This is a genomic window from Haloarcula hispanica ATCC 33960 (genome assembly GCF_000223905.1).
GTDB classification, from domain to species: domain Archaea; phylum Halobacteriota; class Halobacteria; order Halobacteriales; family Haloarculaceae; genus Haloarcula; species Haloarcula hispanica.
The window spans coordinates 1449074-1462092 of the sequence record NC_015948.1 but is presented as its reverse complement, the minus strand read 5'-3'; the positions used below and the strand labels follow the sequence as shown (position 1 = coordinate 1462092).

The 13019-nt window shown below is 63.9% G+C and carries 15 protein-coding genes; 6 read left to right on the top strand and 9 right to left on the bottom strand.

Translation table 11 applies throughout. The features are described 5' to 3' along the window. Nucleotides 1–6 precede the first annotated feature (6 nt). The 3 genes from HAH_RS07455 (at nucleotide 7) to HAH_RS07445 (ending at nucleotide 2427) form a co-directional block, all read left to right on the top strand. Nucleotides 7–834 carry a DUF7551 domain-containing protein gene (locus HAH_RS07455; protein ID WP_014040364.1) on the top strand — a complete coding sequence of 276 codons (828 nt, stop codon included), beginning with the start codon at nucleotides 7–9 and terminating at the stop codon, nucleotides 832–834. Nucleotides 835–898: 64 nt separating this feature from the next. Continuing rightward, on the top strand, nucleotides 899–2050 hold the full coding sequence (locus HAH_RS07450) for a thiolase family protein (protein WP_014040363.1): 1152 nt from the start codon (nucleotides 899–901) through the stop codon (nucleotides 2048–2050). Then, nucleotides 2047–2427 (top strand): Zn-ribbon domain-containing OB-fold protein, encoded by a 381-nt coding sequence (locus tag HAH_RS07445; protein ID WP_023843261.1) that lies wholly within the window; start codon nucleotides 2047–2049, stop codon nucleotides 2425–2427. Before HAH_RS07450 ends, HAH_RS07445 begins: the two co-directional genes overlap by 4 nt. Here HAH_RS07445 and HAH_RS19470 read toward each other — a convergent pair whose 3' ends face one another. The 3 genes from HAH_RS19470 to HAH_RS07435 all read right to left on the bottom strand — a co-directional run bounded on the left by HAH_RS19470 (nucleotide 2428) and on the right by HAH_RS07435 (nucleotide 3771). Next, nucleotides 2428–2568, bottom strand: a complete 141-nt coding sequence (locus tag HAH_RS19470) for a hypothetical protein (RefSeq protein ID WP_014040361.1) — start codon at nucleotides 2566–2568, stop codon at nucleotides 2428–2430. A gap of 59 nt (nucleotides 2569–2627) precedes the next feature. Beyond that, entirely contained in the window at nucleotides 2628–3107 is a 480-nt protein-coding gene (locus tag HAH_RS07440; protein ID WP_014040360.1) for an HTH domain-containing protein, read from the bottom strand. A 79-nt stretch (nucleotides 3108–3186) separates the two neighbouring features. Then, nucleotides 3187–3771, bottom strand: coding sequence for a DUF7547 family protein (locus tag HAH_RS07435; protein ID WP_014040359.1), 585 nt, complete (start codon nucleotides 3769–3771; stop codon nucleotides 3187–3189). Between the two features lie 148 nt (nucleotides 3772–3919). Here HAH_RS07435 and HAH_RS19915 point away from each other — a divergent pair, with 148 nt between their 5' ends. Then, complete coding sequence (locus HAH_RS19915; protein WP_004961340.1) at nucleotides 3920–4069, top strand: hypothetical protein; 150 nt, start codon at nucleotides 3920–3922, stop codon at nucleotides 4067–4069. Between the two features lie 135 nt (nucleotides 4070–4204). Here HAH_RS19915 and dpsA read toward each other — a convergent pair whose 3' ends face one another. Continuing rightward, nucleotides 4205–4738 (bottom strand): DNA starvation/stationary phase protection protein DpsA, encoded by a 534-nt coding sequence (dpsA, locus tag HAH_RS07430; protein WP_014040358.1) that lies wholly within the window; start codon nucleotides 4736–4738, stop codon nucleotides 4205–4207. 177 nt (nucleotides 4739–4915) lie between these two features. After that, a complete protein-coding gene (locus tag HAH_RS07425; RefSeq protein WP_014040357.1) occupies nucleotides 4916–5305 on the bottom strand; it encodes a hypothetical protein in 390 nt (129 codons plus the stop codon). A 133-nt stretch (nucleotides 5306–5438) separates the two neighbouring features. Here HAH_RS07425 and acs point away from each other — a divergent pair, with 133 nt between their 5' ends. Beyond that, nucleotides 5439–7544, top strand: a complete 2106-nt coding sequence (gene acs / locus HAH_RS07420) for an acetate--CoA ligase alpha subunit (protein ID WP_014040356.1) — start codon at nucleotides 5439–5441, stop codon at nucleotides 7542–7544. Next, on the top strand, nucleotides 7541–8617 hold the full coding sequence (locus tag HAH_RS07415) for a phosphotransacetylase family protein (protein WP_014040355.1): 1077 nt from the start codon (nucleotides 7541–7543) through the stop codon (nucleotides 8615–8617). Before acs ends, HAH_RS07415 begins: the two co-directional genes overlap by 4 nt. A gap of 198 nt (nucleotides 8618–8815) precedes the next feature. Here HAH_RS07415 and bioD read toward each other — a convergent pair whose 3' ends face one another. The 4 genes from bioD to bioB are packed head-to-tail and all read right to left on the bottom strand — an operon-like array spanning nucleotide 8816 to nucleotide 12992. After that, entirely contained in the window at nucleotides 8816–9550 is a 735-nt protein-coding gene (gene bioD, locus HAH_RS07410; protein WP_014040354.1) for a dethiobiotin synthase, read from the bottom strand. Beyond that, nucleotides 9547–10749 carry an aminotransferase class I/II-fold pyridoxal phosphate-dependent enzyme gene (locus HAH_RS07405; protein WP_014040353.1) on the bottom strand — a complete coding sequence of 401 codons (1203 nt, stop codon included), beginning with the start codon at nucleotides 10747–10749 and terminating at the stop codon, nucleotides 9547–9549. The genes bioD and HAH_RS07405 overlap by 4 nt, the downstream gene beginning before the upstream one ends. A 21-nt stretch (nucleotides 10750–10770) precedes the next feature. Further along, nucleotides 10771–11874, bottom strand: a complete 1104-nt coding sequence (locus HAH_RS07400; RefSeq protein WP_014040352.1) for a saccharopine dehydrogenase family protein — start codon at nucleotides 11872–11874, stop codon at nucleotides 10771–10773. 2 nt (nucleotides 11875–11876) lie between these two features. Continuing rightward, nucleotides 11877–12992, bottom strand: a complete 1116-nt coding sequence (gene bioB, locus HAH_RS07395; protein ID WP_014040351.1) for a biotin synthase BioB — start codon at nucleotides 12990–12992, stop codon at nucleotides 11877–11879. Nucleotides 12993–13019 lie beyond the last annotated feature (27 nt).

Below are 13019 nucleotides of genomic sequence, written 5' to 3'. Positions count from 1 at the left end.
GGCACCATGGTCGGACGAACACTCGCGGACATCCGTGACAGGCTCTCGGAACTCAGCGTGGCTGTCGGGCCGTATCGCGTCGTCAGCGCCCGGACAGGAACGCCGCCGTTCCCGGTGTCGGGAATGCAGTTCCCGGACCGCGAGACGGCTGCCGAAGCGGCCAGCGTCGCGACCGCCTACCGGAGTGCCCTCCGCCGCTACGACCCCCGTGTCACCGTCCACGGCCTCATCGTCTGTGAAGCGCCGTGGGGGACCGACGCCGTCAGGACTGGCCCGTCATCGCTCCCGGAGTACTGTCACACGGTCGCCGGGTCGCTGTTCGAGGTGCTGTCGGGGCGTCATCGCTCCGTCGAGCAGGCAGTCATCGACAGCTACCTCGAAGCGGCCGAGGAGACGGAGAACCGCGAGCGCCTCTGTCTGGCGATGCTCGAAAGTATGGCCACGGCGATCGCCGACAATCTCGACCCGGAAGTACAGGCGGACACCCTCCGCGAAGCCGCCGGCCAGTTACCGAGGAAGCCAAGCGGGCCTGAGCCGGTCCGGGACGCCGTCGCCGACCTCGAAACAGCGGGGCTGGTCGACGAGACAGCAATCGAACCCGCCGCGGTCGGTCCCGGCCGCTGTTCCAGATATATTACATTACAGAACTATCGCCCGACGCTGTCGGACCTCCGCTGCCCAGTGTTGCCGATTGCCGTCGAACTGCTGCGCCGGACGAGTATCACGCCACAGATGGCCGAAGCCGAGCGAACCCCGGACGGCTGGCGCCTGCTCGTCTCACTGGCCGGTGACCAACCCGCCGAAGGGCTGTCGGTCGTCACGACGACTGCGTGAACATTCCACTCGATCTATAGGTCGGACCGTAATACATACACGAGACCCCTGTGACGGCACAGGTATGGGAGTCGCAGTAATCGGCGCGTCAATGACGAAATTCGGGCAACGCGACGCCTGGATCCGCGAGTTGCTCTCGCAGGCGGGCGAGGAATGCCTCACGGACGCCGGCGTTGCGCCCGACGACGTAGAGCACCTGTACGTCTCGAACATGGCCAGTGGCGAGTTCGAAGGGCAGACGGGAATCATGAATCTGCTGGCCCACGACCTGGGAGTGCTTCCGGCCTACAGCGAACGGGTCGACCAGACCTCTTCCTCGGGCGGAGCAGGCATCTACGAGGCCTGGCAGTCCGTCGCCAGCGGGGCCAGCGATATGACGCTGTTAGTCGGCGGGGAGAAAATGACTCACAAGACGACGGGCCAGGCGACCGACATCATCGCCTCGATTACCCACCCCGACGAGTACAAGCACGGCGTGACGCTCCCGTCCTTTGCCGGGATGACCGCCCGGCACTATCTGGAGCGGTTCGACGCCCCTCGGGAGTCGCTCGCCCGGGTCGCGGTCAAGAACCATCGAAACGGCGTGGACAACCCCAAGGCGCAGTTCCAGACGGAGATCACGATGGAGAAAGCGCTCGAGTCACCCATCATCGCGGACCCGCTGCGTCTGTATGACTTCTGTCCGATCACGGACGGCAGCGCCGCGCTCATGTTCACCACAGAGGAGCGCGCCAAAGAGATAACCGACGAGTACGCCCTCGTCTCCGGCATCGGCGGGGCGACCGACACCCACGTCGTCCACGAGCGCGACGACCCGACGGTCATGGGCGGGGTCGTCGAGTCGAGCAAGGAGGCCTACGAGATGGCCGGCCTCGGTCCCGAGGACCTCGATGTGGCGGAACTACACGACATGTTCACCATTCTGGAGTTCCTCCAGCTAGAGGGTATCGGCGTCGCCGAGCAAGGGACGGCCTGGGAGCTGGCGATGGACGGTGCCACTGCAAAGGACGGCGACCTGCCGATCAACACCTCCGGGGGGCTCAAGTCCAAGGGCCATCCGCTGGGGGCAAGCGGTGTCGCGCAGGGCGTCGAAATCTACGAACAGCTCGTCGGCGAGGCCGGGCCGCGACAGGTCGACGCCGACACCGCACTGGCGTGTAACGTCGGCGGCTTTGGCAACTGTGTCATCACCACCATCATGGAGGCCGCAGAATGACGCTGGAAGCAGGCATGTGCGCAAACGGTCACGTCTCGTACCCCACCCATCCGCTGTGTCCGGAGTGTGGCGAACCACAGGACGCGACGTTCGACCTCGCGGACCGGACCGGCGAAGTGGTCACTTGGACCCACTCGACGGCGACGCCGCCGGGCGTCCGCGAGCCAAACACGCTGGCTATCGTTGAGTTCGACATAACGGACGTCTCCGATGCGAGCGACGAGTTCGTCCGCGCGCTCGGGCAGGTGACCACGGACGAGGTCGAAACAGGTGACACGGTCGAACCCGTCTACGTCGAGGAACTCCGCGACCCCGACGCGGGCATCAAAGTGCCCGAGAGTCAGGACTGGGACGGCTACCGCTGGGACCCGGTCTGATCAGCTCTCCTCACCCTGTCGGATAATCCGACCGTCTGTCGTCGGCGAAATCGTCCCCTGTTCCTCGATAGTGTTGCTGACGAGGTCGGAGAGGAGTGCGTCCTCGTTCGACGAGACGAGGACAGTTGCGTCGCTGAGCATGCTGTACCCGTCGGCGCCGCCGAAGACGACGTAGAAGCCGCGAACAGAACGTGAGTGCGCTATACGGTCGAAACCGTTGTCGAATAGGTGTCGGGAAGGGCCCCCGTCTCAGCCAGCTCGGCGATACACTCTTCGACGGACTCAGTTCGGCCTCTGTCGGCGAAGGGGGCAACCTGTACGAGGTCACCGCTCTCGTAGACTGCGAGGCAGACGGCCGGCATGACGAGTTCGCGGCGCTTCTCGCCCGTCGTCGAACTGTAACGGAGCCGGGTGTCGAAAAACGGCGCGAGGCAGACACCAGCCTCGCGGGCCCACTCCGCAAACTCGTTGTACAGGTCCCGCTCAGGTCCGTTACCGGAGCCCTGCAGCGGCACGCGCTTCTCCCACTCGACTGTGTCGACGTCGTCGAGTACGCCACGGCACACCAGCTCCTGTAGCTCACGTTCGATAGCGGTACAGCGTTTCTGTGACAGCGCTGGGAGGTCAGACCGGACGAACAGGGTCGCCCGACGACTGCCCGGAGCAGTAGAGCTGGACATCGGTATTCGTACCTAGCTCTGTGACATAATAAATCATTATGTTTCCAGGAGTGAAACTCTCACACTACGCTGAAGTTCTTTACTCCTCGTCGCTCCCCTCTCCGTCTTCGGGACCGGTGTCGTCCCTGTCTGGACCTTCGATATCGTCCTTTATCGACCGTAGTTCGGCGTCTACGTCCACTGGGACGTCAGTAACCTGGTCGGAGTCGACCTCCTCGCTCACCCCTGGTTCATTGGCTAATCTATCCTGGATCTGGCCACGCAATTGTTGGGCTTCCTGAATAAGCTCGCGGGCCTCTTCATCTTCCGGTGTCCCTTCGACAGCCTGCTGGAGGTCGGTCAACGCACCGTCGAGGCGAGAGAGCGTGGCCCGACTCAGATCACTCGCACGCTGTCGCACCTCATCCGAGGCGGACCCGGTCGATGTCGGCCGCCCTTCGGCCATTCGGAGGGCTCGACGGAGTATCTTCAGCGCCTCGATGTTGGTCTTCAACACCAGAATGACCGCAGGAATGGTCACGTCGCTGGTGAACCGGAGGAGTTCGCTCGGTGTCGGCGGCCGCGGCAGGCCGCTGTCGGTCGTAGGCTCGACCTCCGTCTCTAGCTCCTGCAGCGTCGTAACGAGGTCCGTAATCAGGGCGGAAAGGTCGTCGTCCGAGCTCATACCTCTCTCTTGTCGCCTCGGGTACTAAAGGCCGCGCCGTGTGGCCGGCCGGTTTCGTGTCGTCTCTGCCCCCGGTGTGGGGGCTGGCAGCCACAGATGATTAGGCCAACCAAAATCCTTTTAGCTTTAGGGGTGCCTAACTCAGGTAATGCCATCACAGACGGACGATGTCGAGACCTCCGAGGACCGCCCGGACGTTGCAGCACTGGACAGCGGTGCTGACAGAACCGTGTTTACCGAAGACGGGAACCGAGACGGTTGGATTTCGACCGACGTCACCGTCGACCTTCGACGGTAGTCCGTTCGTCCGCGCCGCGTTTCTCTTTCCTCTGACTCCTGAGTTACTTTCTTCACAGGCGGGTCTCTCCACGATCTGAACTGGGTAGCGACGCTACCAGTAACAGAAAATTCGGCAGAAGGCGGTGGGCCGACGTTAGTCCAAGACGAGCGTGTCGTCTTCGAGGTAGTGCTCGATGTGGTGTGCGTCTTCCTCGGTCTGCACGATGATTTCCCGGAGGATCTGCGCCGTCGCGTGGTCACCGAGGTTCTCCGCGAGGTCGATGTGATCACGGAGCGACTCGATGATGTCGCCGTACATCTCGAGGTCGTTTTCGAGCGACGTCCGGATGTCGTACACGTCCTGCCCTTCCGGTTCTACCGATGCGTGCTCTTCCTGTGCCTTGCCGCCGGCGACGGGTGTGCCGCCCAGGGCCTGGGCCCGCTCCGCGAGTTCGTCGGCTGCCTCTTCGGCGTTGCCGGCGGCGTCGCCGAGGAACAGGTGGAGGTCGCGGAACTCCGCGCCCTCAACGTTCCAGTGGTGCTTCTTGACCTGATGGTACAGCGTGTACGTGTCCGCCAAGTCCTGATTCAGCGCGTTGATTACTTGCTCGGACTTCTCCTTGTCGAGGCGGAGTTCGTTCTCTTCGACGTTCCCGAACTCGCGTCGGACATGCTCTTGTGTTGCCATAGTCATCTTATTGTACAGGGGGAAGCCACTTAAAGATTGTTTTGTGAAAATATGTTTTCGGGAACCCAAAAAATATGTTCTAAGATAGAATGGCTGGTTACCTGAACAGAAATATTATCCGCTGATACCAACCCTCGCTCGAGTCAGCACTCTGCGCTTGAAACAAAAGGGATAGGACTACTCCGACAACGGCCGGGAAACGACGAGTGCAACGGCGTCCTCGTCGATACCGCTGCTGTCGACCGCTGTTTCACGGAGGACTTGCTCCTGATGGACCGCGACGACTGCGGCGAGGAGGTAGTCGTCCAGACCGAGATGTGCGCCGTACTCTTCCCAGACAGTTTCTCTGACCGCCATAAAGAACGTCTCGGGCGTGCGACGTAGCACTGCGTCGTCGAATCGCTTTCGCCACTCGTAAACGAGGTCCTCGACACCGGGATTGTCACGCATCGTTTGCTGGTGGTCAGCGAGCGCGGTTCGCAACTGTTCCTCGTCGACGCTGTTTGCTCTTGCGACTCCACGGACCACTTCGTCGTCGAACGGTGCTAAGAGCGCTGCGTCAGTCATCGGACGCCGCTACGGGGGTGACGAACAAAAACACCGTCACACCGAAATCGCGGTAATGAATCGTCTAGATTCCCGCTCGCTGGGAGTTCCCCACACCTATATTCGGGCCCCCCTGTAACCACCAGGTAGAGGCATGGGACGATTATCGACGTTGTTTGCGCCGGAACGTGTCGCAGTGGTCGGGGCGACCGATTCGGAGGGGTCCGTCGGTCACGCGGTCACCACGAACCTGCTCGATTCGTTTGCAGGGGAGGTCGTGGCCGTAAACCCGAACAAAGAGACAGTGCTTGGATTGCCGTGTTACGACAACCTCGCCGGCCTGGAAGACCCCGGGTCGGTCGACGTGGCTGTCGTCGTCGTGCCGCCGACGGTGGCGGTCGACGTTATCGAGAACGCCGGGGAAGCGGGTATCGAAAACGTGGTCGTCATCACCGCTGGCTTCGGTGAGACCGGCAGTGATGGGGCCGAACGCGAGCAGCGGCTCCGCGAGGCGGCCCGCAAATACGACCTGAATCTGGTCGGCCCGAACAGCCTCGGCGTAATGTCGACCCCTGTTGGGCTCAATGCCACCTTCGGCAATGAGATGGCCAGCGATGGCGACATCTCCTTTATGAGCCAGTCGGGCGCGTTCATCACCGCCGTGCTGGACTGGGCCGCCGAGCGCGATGTCGGCTTCAAAGACATCGTCTCACTCGGGAACAAAGCGGTGCTAGACGAGAGCGATTTCGTCGCTGAGTGGGGTGACGACCCTGATACTGATGTCATTCTGGGCTATCTTGAGGACATCAATGATGGGTCCTCGTTCGTACAGACGGCTCGTGAGGTGACACAGGAGACGCCGATTGTGCTTGTCAAGTCCGGCCGCACGGACGCGGGTGCGAGCGCGGCGGCCTCCCACACCGGTGCGATGGCCGGTTCGGAGCGGGCCTACGAGGCCGGCCTCGACAAGGCCGGAACGCTCCGCGTCGAATCCGTACAGGAACTGTTCGACTACGCCCAGATTCTCGCCGGCCAGCCGCTCCCGGACGGAGACGAAATCGCTATCGTCACGAACGCCGGCGGCCCCGGCGTGATGACGACCGACGCCGTCGGCGACTCGGACCTGCAACTCGCGCAGTTCGGCGACGAGACGTTCTCCCGACTCCGCGAAGAGATGCCTGATGAGGCCAACATCTACAACCCGGTCGACATTATCGGCGATGCTCCCGCCGAGCGCTTCGAGACAGCCCTCGAAACAGTCCTTGCGGACGACAACGTTTCGATGGCCGTCGTCGTCGCCTGTCCGACCGCAGTGCTTTCCTTCGAGGAACTCTCGGAACGCGTCGTCGAACAGCAAGAGCGGTTCGAAAAACCCGTCGCGGCGACGCTGATGGGTGGGAAGTCCGTCGACGCCGGTGCGAACGTCCTGAGCGAAGCCGGCGTGCCGAACTACTTCGATCCGGCCCGCGCCGTCGGGAGTCTGGACGCTCTCAGACGCTATCGGGAGATCAGGACGACCGAGTACGAGGAGCCGACGACGTTCGACGTGGACCGCGAGCGGGCCCGCGAGATACTCGAATCCGGTGCCCGGCGCGGGTCGAACCGGCTCGGCGTGGAAGCGATGGAACTGCTCGACGCGTACGGGATTCCGACACCGCAGGGCGATGTCGTCTCCTCGCCCGTCGAAGCGGAGGCTATCGCCGAGGAAATCGGCGACGACGTGGTGATGAAAATCGTCAGCCCGGACATCCTGCACAAGTCAGACATCGGCGGTGTCGAGGTCGGTGTCCCCGTCGAAGACGTCCGGGACACCTACGAGGACCTCGTCGTCAGAGCGCGCAACTACCAGGAGGATGCGACAATTCTCGGCGTTCAGGTACAGGAGATGGTCGACCTCGACAACGGCGTCGAGACGATCCTCGGGATGAACCGCGACCCGCAGTTCGGGCCGCTGCTGTTGTTCGGCCTCGGCGGGATTTTCGTCGAGGTGCTCGAAGACAACACTGTCAGTGTCGCCCCCGTCAGCGAGACCGAGGCGAAAGGGATGCTCGACGACATCGACTCCGCACCGCTGTTGCGCGGTGCGAGAGGCCGCGACCCCGTCGACGAAGCGACGCTGGTCGAAACCATCCAGCGGCTCTCGCAGCTCGTCACTGACTTCCCCGCTATCGTCGAACTGGACATCAACCCCCTCGTCGCGACGCCCGACGGGGTGCAGGCGGTCGACCTGCGACTCACCCTCGATCAGGAGAAACTATGACCGACACGAACACGCTACTCGTCACGTCACTGGAGGAAGGTATCGGCAAGACGGCTATCACGCTCGCGCTAGCGACGCGTGCCCACGACGCGGGCTACGACGTCGGCTACATGAAGCCCAAGGGGACGCGCCTGCGGAGCGCGGTCGGCAAGACGCGAGACGAGGACCCGATGCTCGCCCGCGAACTGCTCGATCTGGAGACCGACCTCCACGACATGGAACCCATCGTCTACTCGCCGACGTTCATCCAGGAAGCCATCCGCGGGCGTGAGGACCCGGATGACCTCCGCAAGCGACTGCAAGAGGGCATCGAGACGTGTTCTGACGGGACCGACCTGCTCCTCGTCGAGGGGAGTAGCGACCTGACGACCGGCAGTATCGTCGACCTCACAGACATCGATATCGCGGAACTGCTCGACGCCCGCGTGCTGTTAGTCACCGGCTACGATACGCCCAGTGATACGGACGAGATTTTGTCCGCGGCCCGGGCGATCGGTGATCGACTCGACGGCGTCCTGTTCAACGGCGTCACCGACGCGACGGTGGACGAACTCGCCGACGACGTGGTTCCGTTCCTCGAAGGCGAGGGGATTCCAGTCCACGGCATTCTGCCGCGTGACCGCTCGCTCGCCGGCGTCACCGTTGCCGACCTCGCCCGGAACCTCGGCGCGGACATCCTCACTGGCGATGCCAACACTGACGTCCACGTCGAGCGGTTCAGCGTCGGCGCGATGAGCGGGAGCAGCGCACTCGAACGCTTCCGGCGGACGCGCGATGCCGTCGTCGTCACCGGCGGCGACCGCTCGGAGGTCCAGACCGCTGCTCTCGAAGCGTCCGGTATCAAGGCGCTACTCCTCACGGGTGGGTTCCAGCCCCCCAGTGCGGTCATCGGACAGGCGGCCGAGAAAAACGTCCCAGTGCTGTCAGTCCAATCGGACACGCGGACGACGATAGACAGGGTCGAGGAGGTGCTCCGGACCGGCCAGACACGCAACGAGGCAACAGTCGACCGTATGCAGTCGCTACTGGACGACGGTGTCGATATCGAGGCGCTGCTGTCAATCGATCTGTAGTACCGTCGTTTCGGCTGGGCGTTAGTCCGTTCCTAACGGAACATGGCCCCGCGCTAGGGCGAAACCTCCACATGAAACGTGCCTTACTATTTTAGTGGTTGGTAGTCAAGTATCAGATGGAGCCTTACCGGCTCCGTAGTGTCACACGACGGGGTTTTGCCCCCGTTCTATCCCCTTTGCTCGGCCACGTATGGACAGCTACTGGTCGATAGCTGGCCGTACCACCGACCGCGGGAGATCTGTGCTGATCCCCGAAATCACGCTGTCTGACGACTCGACGTCCAGCGGCGGAACGGGCCAGACGGAGCACCCGGTCATCCGTTCGATGACCGACGGATTCGTCCGCTCTGCGGTCGTCGCGCCTTCGTACTCGTTGAGAACGACACCGACGACTGGCACATCTCTCTGGCGGAGCGCTCGGACCGTCAACGCCGTGTGATTGAGCGTCCCGAGGCCCGAGCGGGCGACGACCAGCGCGGGAAGCCCGATATCCGAAACGAGGTCGATGATCTCCCGACCGTCCGCGAGTGGGACGCGCAGGCCACCGATACCCTCGACGACAGCCGTCTCGCTTCCTGCCACGACATCGGCGACTCCGTCGCGGATCGACTCGTAAGAAAGCGTGACATCGTCATCTGCTTCTCTTGCGGCCACTTCCGGTGCCAGCGGTGGCGACAACCGCTTCAGACAGACCGCGGCCTCGGTCGCACCGCAGACGGACTCGACGAACGCCGCGTCGTCGTCCGGCGGATATCCGGTCTGGCAGGGCTTGACGGCGACTGCCTCCGTACCCGCGTCCCGTAGCCAGCCCGTCAGCCCGGCAGTCACGACCGTCTTGCCGACGCCGGTGTCGGTGCCGACGACAAACACGCCGTCCTCCGCGATGCGGCCAGTCCCGCGGTCAAGGCCCGAATCCTCGCTCGTATCGCTCATAGCACGCCCACCTCTGTACCGGCGGTTCGGAAGGCGTCGAGACACTGCGCGATGTCGTCGGCGGTGTGTGTCGCCATCGGCGCGACCCGGATACGAGAGGTGCCCTCGGGCACTGTCGGCGGTCGGATCGCAGGCGCGACGATACCGTGGTCGCGGAGTCTGTCGGCCAGTTCCAGCGCGTCCCCGCGGTCACCGACGACGACTGGGAGGATATGCGTCTCGCCGAGCACCTCGTAGCCCATCGTCTCCAGTCCGTCCCGGAGCGTGGCCACAGTGTCCCAGAGTTCCGCCGCGCGGTCGGTCTCGCGAGCGATTCGCAGCGCTTCGCGGGCCGCCGCGGCGTTCGGTGGGGATAGCCCCGTCGAGAAGACGAACGACCGCGCGGCGTTCAGCAGATACTCGATAAGCACCTCGTCGCCAGCGATATAGCCGCCCTGGCTCGCCAATGCCTTCGAGAGCGTACCCAACTGCACATCGACGCGGTCGCTCAGCCCCTCGCGCTGGACGACACCGCCGCCGGTGTCGCCGAACAGCCCGGTCGCGTGCGCCTCGTCGATCATCAACCACGCGCCGTACTCGTCGACGGCGTCACAGATGGCCGATAGCGGCGCGATGTCTCCGTCCATCGAGAACACGGAGTCTGTGACGACGAGCCACTGTTCGTCTCCGCCGACATCGGCCGCTCGCGTGTCCATCTTTGCTCGCAAGTCGTCCGGGTCACAGTGGTCGTAGACGACTGTCTCGCTGGCTCCGACGCGACAGCCGTCGATAATCGAGGCGTGGTTCAGCTCGTCTGAAAAGACAATGTCTGGTGACAGCGCGTCGATAGTCCCGATGTTGGCCGCGTAGCCTGACGAGAACACCAACGCTCGCTCGGCCCCTTTCGAGGCTGCGAGGTCGCGTTCCAGCGCCCGGTGGACCTGCGTGTCGCCGGTGACCAGCCGCGAAGCCCCCGCGCCGGTGCCGACGGTCCGTGCGCCCAGTTCCGCCGCTCGCTGGACCCGGCTGTCGTCGGCCAGCCCGAGGTAGTTGTTCGAGGCGAAGACGACGGCTTCGTCGCCGAACTCCGGTGGTTCGCCTTTCGGGTCGTCGGCAAAGCGGGTCCGAGCCGAGACGGACTCGGCGACTTCCAGATGCCGGCGGAGGTTCTGTGCGTCACGCTGTTCGAGTCGGTCGTTCAAGTCGAAGCCGTGAGTCATGAAAAGCAGAATCAGGCGGTCTCAGAAGCCGGGCATCAGATCGGCGGGGCCGAACACGCCGTAGTGCCCGGCGCGGTTGTTCCGGACGCCGGCTTTCAGGTAGCCAAGCGCCGGGCCGTTGACGTTGGCCTCCATGCTGGTCACGTCGTCCAGTTCGAAGGTGTTCGTCCCCGTCTCCCCGTCGAATGTCGTGCCAGTCACGCTGACCGTCGTGGTGGTCGGTTTCTCGTCGGAGCGAACGTCGAGGACGCCGCCGACGTGGACGTCCTCGGCGTCACAGATGCCGGCCCGCTCCAGCAGCACGTCGTCGGCGTGTTCCATGTCGTGGAACTCCAGCACGCCGTCGTGCTCGTCGATGAGTGCCTCGATTTCGGCTTCGCTCATCTCCCTGGCCGTCTCGATGTCGTAGCCGTCGAGATGGGCGATGTCTTCCCGGACCGTCCCCCGGTTGTCCTCGTAGCCGGACTTGAGGCCGACGCCCCACCAGATCTCGACCTCCTCGACTTCGACGAAGGACTGGGCGGCGAGTGCCGCCGCGCCGGTGAGGAAGCCGGGGGTCGCGCCGGCCCCGCAGACGAACGTGATGCCGGACGCTTTCAGCAGGTCCTCGCGGTCGTCGAGCATGCCGATGACGCGGGAGCGTTTGAGCACGTCAATCATGACGCCCTCGTAGTCGGCCTCGGCGAAGCGCTCAGCCACGCGCGGGATGAAGTCGTGTTCGAGGTTCGGGAGCGCCAACAGCACGGCGTCGATAGCGTCGCTCTCGGCGATGATGTCGTCGATAGGTGTCTCCGTGGGTTCGCCCTGTTCGCTGGCGACGATACCGGACTGATCGCCATGTTGTTTGACGCCGCCACCCTCGACTGCGGCCGCCCCGCCGTCCGAGGCGTAGTCGTCCGTGGGTGCCGCGGGGGTCGAGTCGGATGCGTGTTCCGCCGGCCCACTCGCGATATTGCCTTCCGTCGCCGCCAGCAGTTCGTCTACGTCGAGGCCATCGTGGTCGAGAGCCACGCCGTTGCGGTCACAGGCCGCGACGGCGGTGAGGCCGTCCTTGTGCTGTGAGACTTCGAGCGTCCGCCGTCCGATACCACCGGTTCCAAGCACTGCAAAGTGTATGTCGTCCATTGTCAGTCGTCGGATTTGAGCTCTGATTTGGTCTGTGCTGTCCCTGCTGCCGTCTCGGCTTCTGTCTCGTCGGCCGCGCGTTCTTTGACCGCCTCGGGGTCGAACTCGTTGGCCTCCGTGTTGGGTTCCAGTCCGGCCTCTTCCATGATTTCGAGGTCGTCGGCCGCCGTCTGTCCCTCGGTAGTGAGATAATCACCAGTGAGGATGCCGTCAGCACCGGCCTCCAGCGCGGCCACCTGCCCGTCCGTGTCGAGATTGACCTCGCGCCCGCCGGTCAGGCGCACGCGGGACTCGGGATGGAGCAGGCGGTACACTGCGATGGTCTTGACGACTTCCTCGGTCGTGATGTCGGGCAGCCCCTGTTCGGCCATGGGGGTCCCAGCGACCGGATTCAGGATGTTGACCGGGAGCGAGGAGATGCCGATGTCCTGCAGGGCCATCGCCGCGTCGACTCTATCGGTCGGGGACTCGCCCATCCCCAGGATGACACCGGCACAGAGGTCCATACCGGCGTCCTTGGCGACCCGGAGTGTCTCGACCCGCTTCTCGAAGGTGTGGGTCTGGACGACCTCCGGGAAATACCGGGGGGAGGTCTCGATATTGTGATTGTAGTGGTTGAGTCCTTCATCAGCCAGAATCGCGGCCTCCTCCTCGGTCAGAATGCCGAGGCTCGCGTCGACCTCCACGTCCGTCTCGTCGCGGACGAGGCGGATGGCTTCGAGGACTTCCTCCCACTCCTCGGGGCGGTTCTCCTTCGAGACGCCCTTCTCGGCGACGACGATACCGAACCGCTGTGCGCCGTCGCGTTCGGCGCGCTTTGCGGCCTCCAGTATCTTCTCGGGGCCGAGAAAGCCGTAGTTGTCGATGCCGGTGTCGAAGTGGACCGACTGGGCGCAGAAGCCACAGTCCTCCGCGCAGTTCCCGGCTTTGGCGTTTACGATCGAACACGCGTCGACGGTGTCGTCACCCAGTTGCGTGCGCACGTAGTCGGCCCCGGCTGCCAGGTCGTCGACCGGCTGTGCGATGAGAGCCAGTCCGTCCCGTCGGTCGAGGCGTTCGCCGTCCAGCACGCGTGCGACAGCGTCGTCTACCGTTTGGTTGCCCGTCTCGTAAACCACACTCTCGCTGTCGGTTGACGGTATGAT

Excerpts from the sequence above, each read along its gene's own strand:
- HAH_RS19470 (WP_014040361.1), bottom strand. The coding sequence starts at position 2,568 with ATGCTCAGCGACGCAACTGTCCTCGTCTCGTCGAACGAGGACGCACTC.
- HAH_RS07425 (WP_014040357.1), bottom strand. The coding sequence starts at position 5,305 with ATGACTGACGCAGCGCTCTTAGCACCGTTCGACGACGAAGTGGTCCGT.
- HAH_RS07435 (WP_014040359.1), bottom strand. The coding sequence starts at position 3,771 with ATGAGCTCGGACGACGACCTTTCCGCCCTGATTACGGACCTCGTTACG.
- HAH_RS07450 (WP_014040363.1), top strand. The coding sequence starts at position 899 with ATGGGAGTCGCAGTAATCGGCGCGTCAATGACGAAATTCGGGCAACGC.
- HAH_RS07405 (WP_014040353.1), bottom strand. The coding sequence starts at position 10,749 with ATGACTCACGGCTTCGACTTGAACGACCGACTCGAACAGCGTGACGCA.
- HAH_RS07455 (WP_014040364.1), top strand. The coding sequence starts at position 7 with ATGGTCGGACGAACACTCGCGGACATCCGTGACAGGCTCTCGGAACTC.
- HAH_RS19915 (WP_004961340.1), top strand. The coding sequence starts at position 3,920 with ATGCCATCACAGACGGACGATGTCGAGACCTCCGAGGACCGCCCGGAC.
- HAH_RS07415 (WP_014040355.1), top strand. The coding sequence starts at position 7,541 with ATGACCGACACGAACACGCTACTCGTCACGTCACTGGAGGAAGGTATC.
- HAH_RS07440 (WP_014040360.1), bottom strand. The coding sequence starts at position 3,107 with ATGTCCAGCTCTACTGCTCCGGGCAGTCGTCGGGCGACCCTGTTCGTC.
- dpsA (WP_014040358.1), bottom strand. The coding sequence starts at position 4,738 with ATGGCAACACAAGAGCATGTCCGACGCGAGTTCGGGAACGTCGAAGAG.
- acs (WP_014040356.1), top strand. The coding sequence starts at position 5,439 with ATGGGACGATTATCGACGTTGTTTGCGCCGGAACGTGTCGCAGTGGTC.
- HAH_RS07400 (WP_014040352.1), bottom strand. The coding sequence starts at position 11,874 with ATGGACGACATACACTTTGCAGTGCTTGGAACCGGTGGTATCGGACGG.
- HAH_RS07445 (WP_023843261.1), top strand. The coding sequence starts at position 2,047 with ATGACGCTGGAAGCAGGCATGTGCGCAAACGGTCACGTCTCGTACCCC.
- bioD (WP_014040354.1), bottom strand. The coding sequence starts at position 9,550 with ATGAGCGATACGAGCGAGGATTCGGGCCTTGACCGCGGGACTGGCCGC.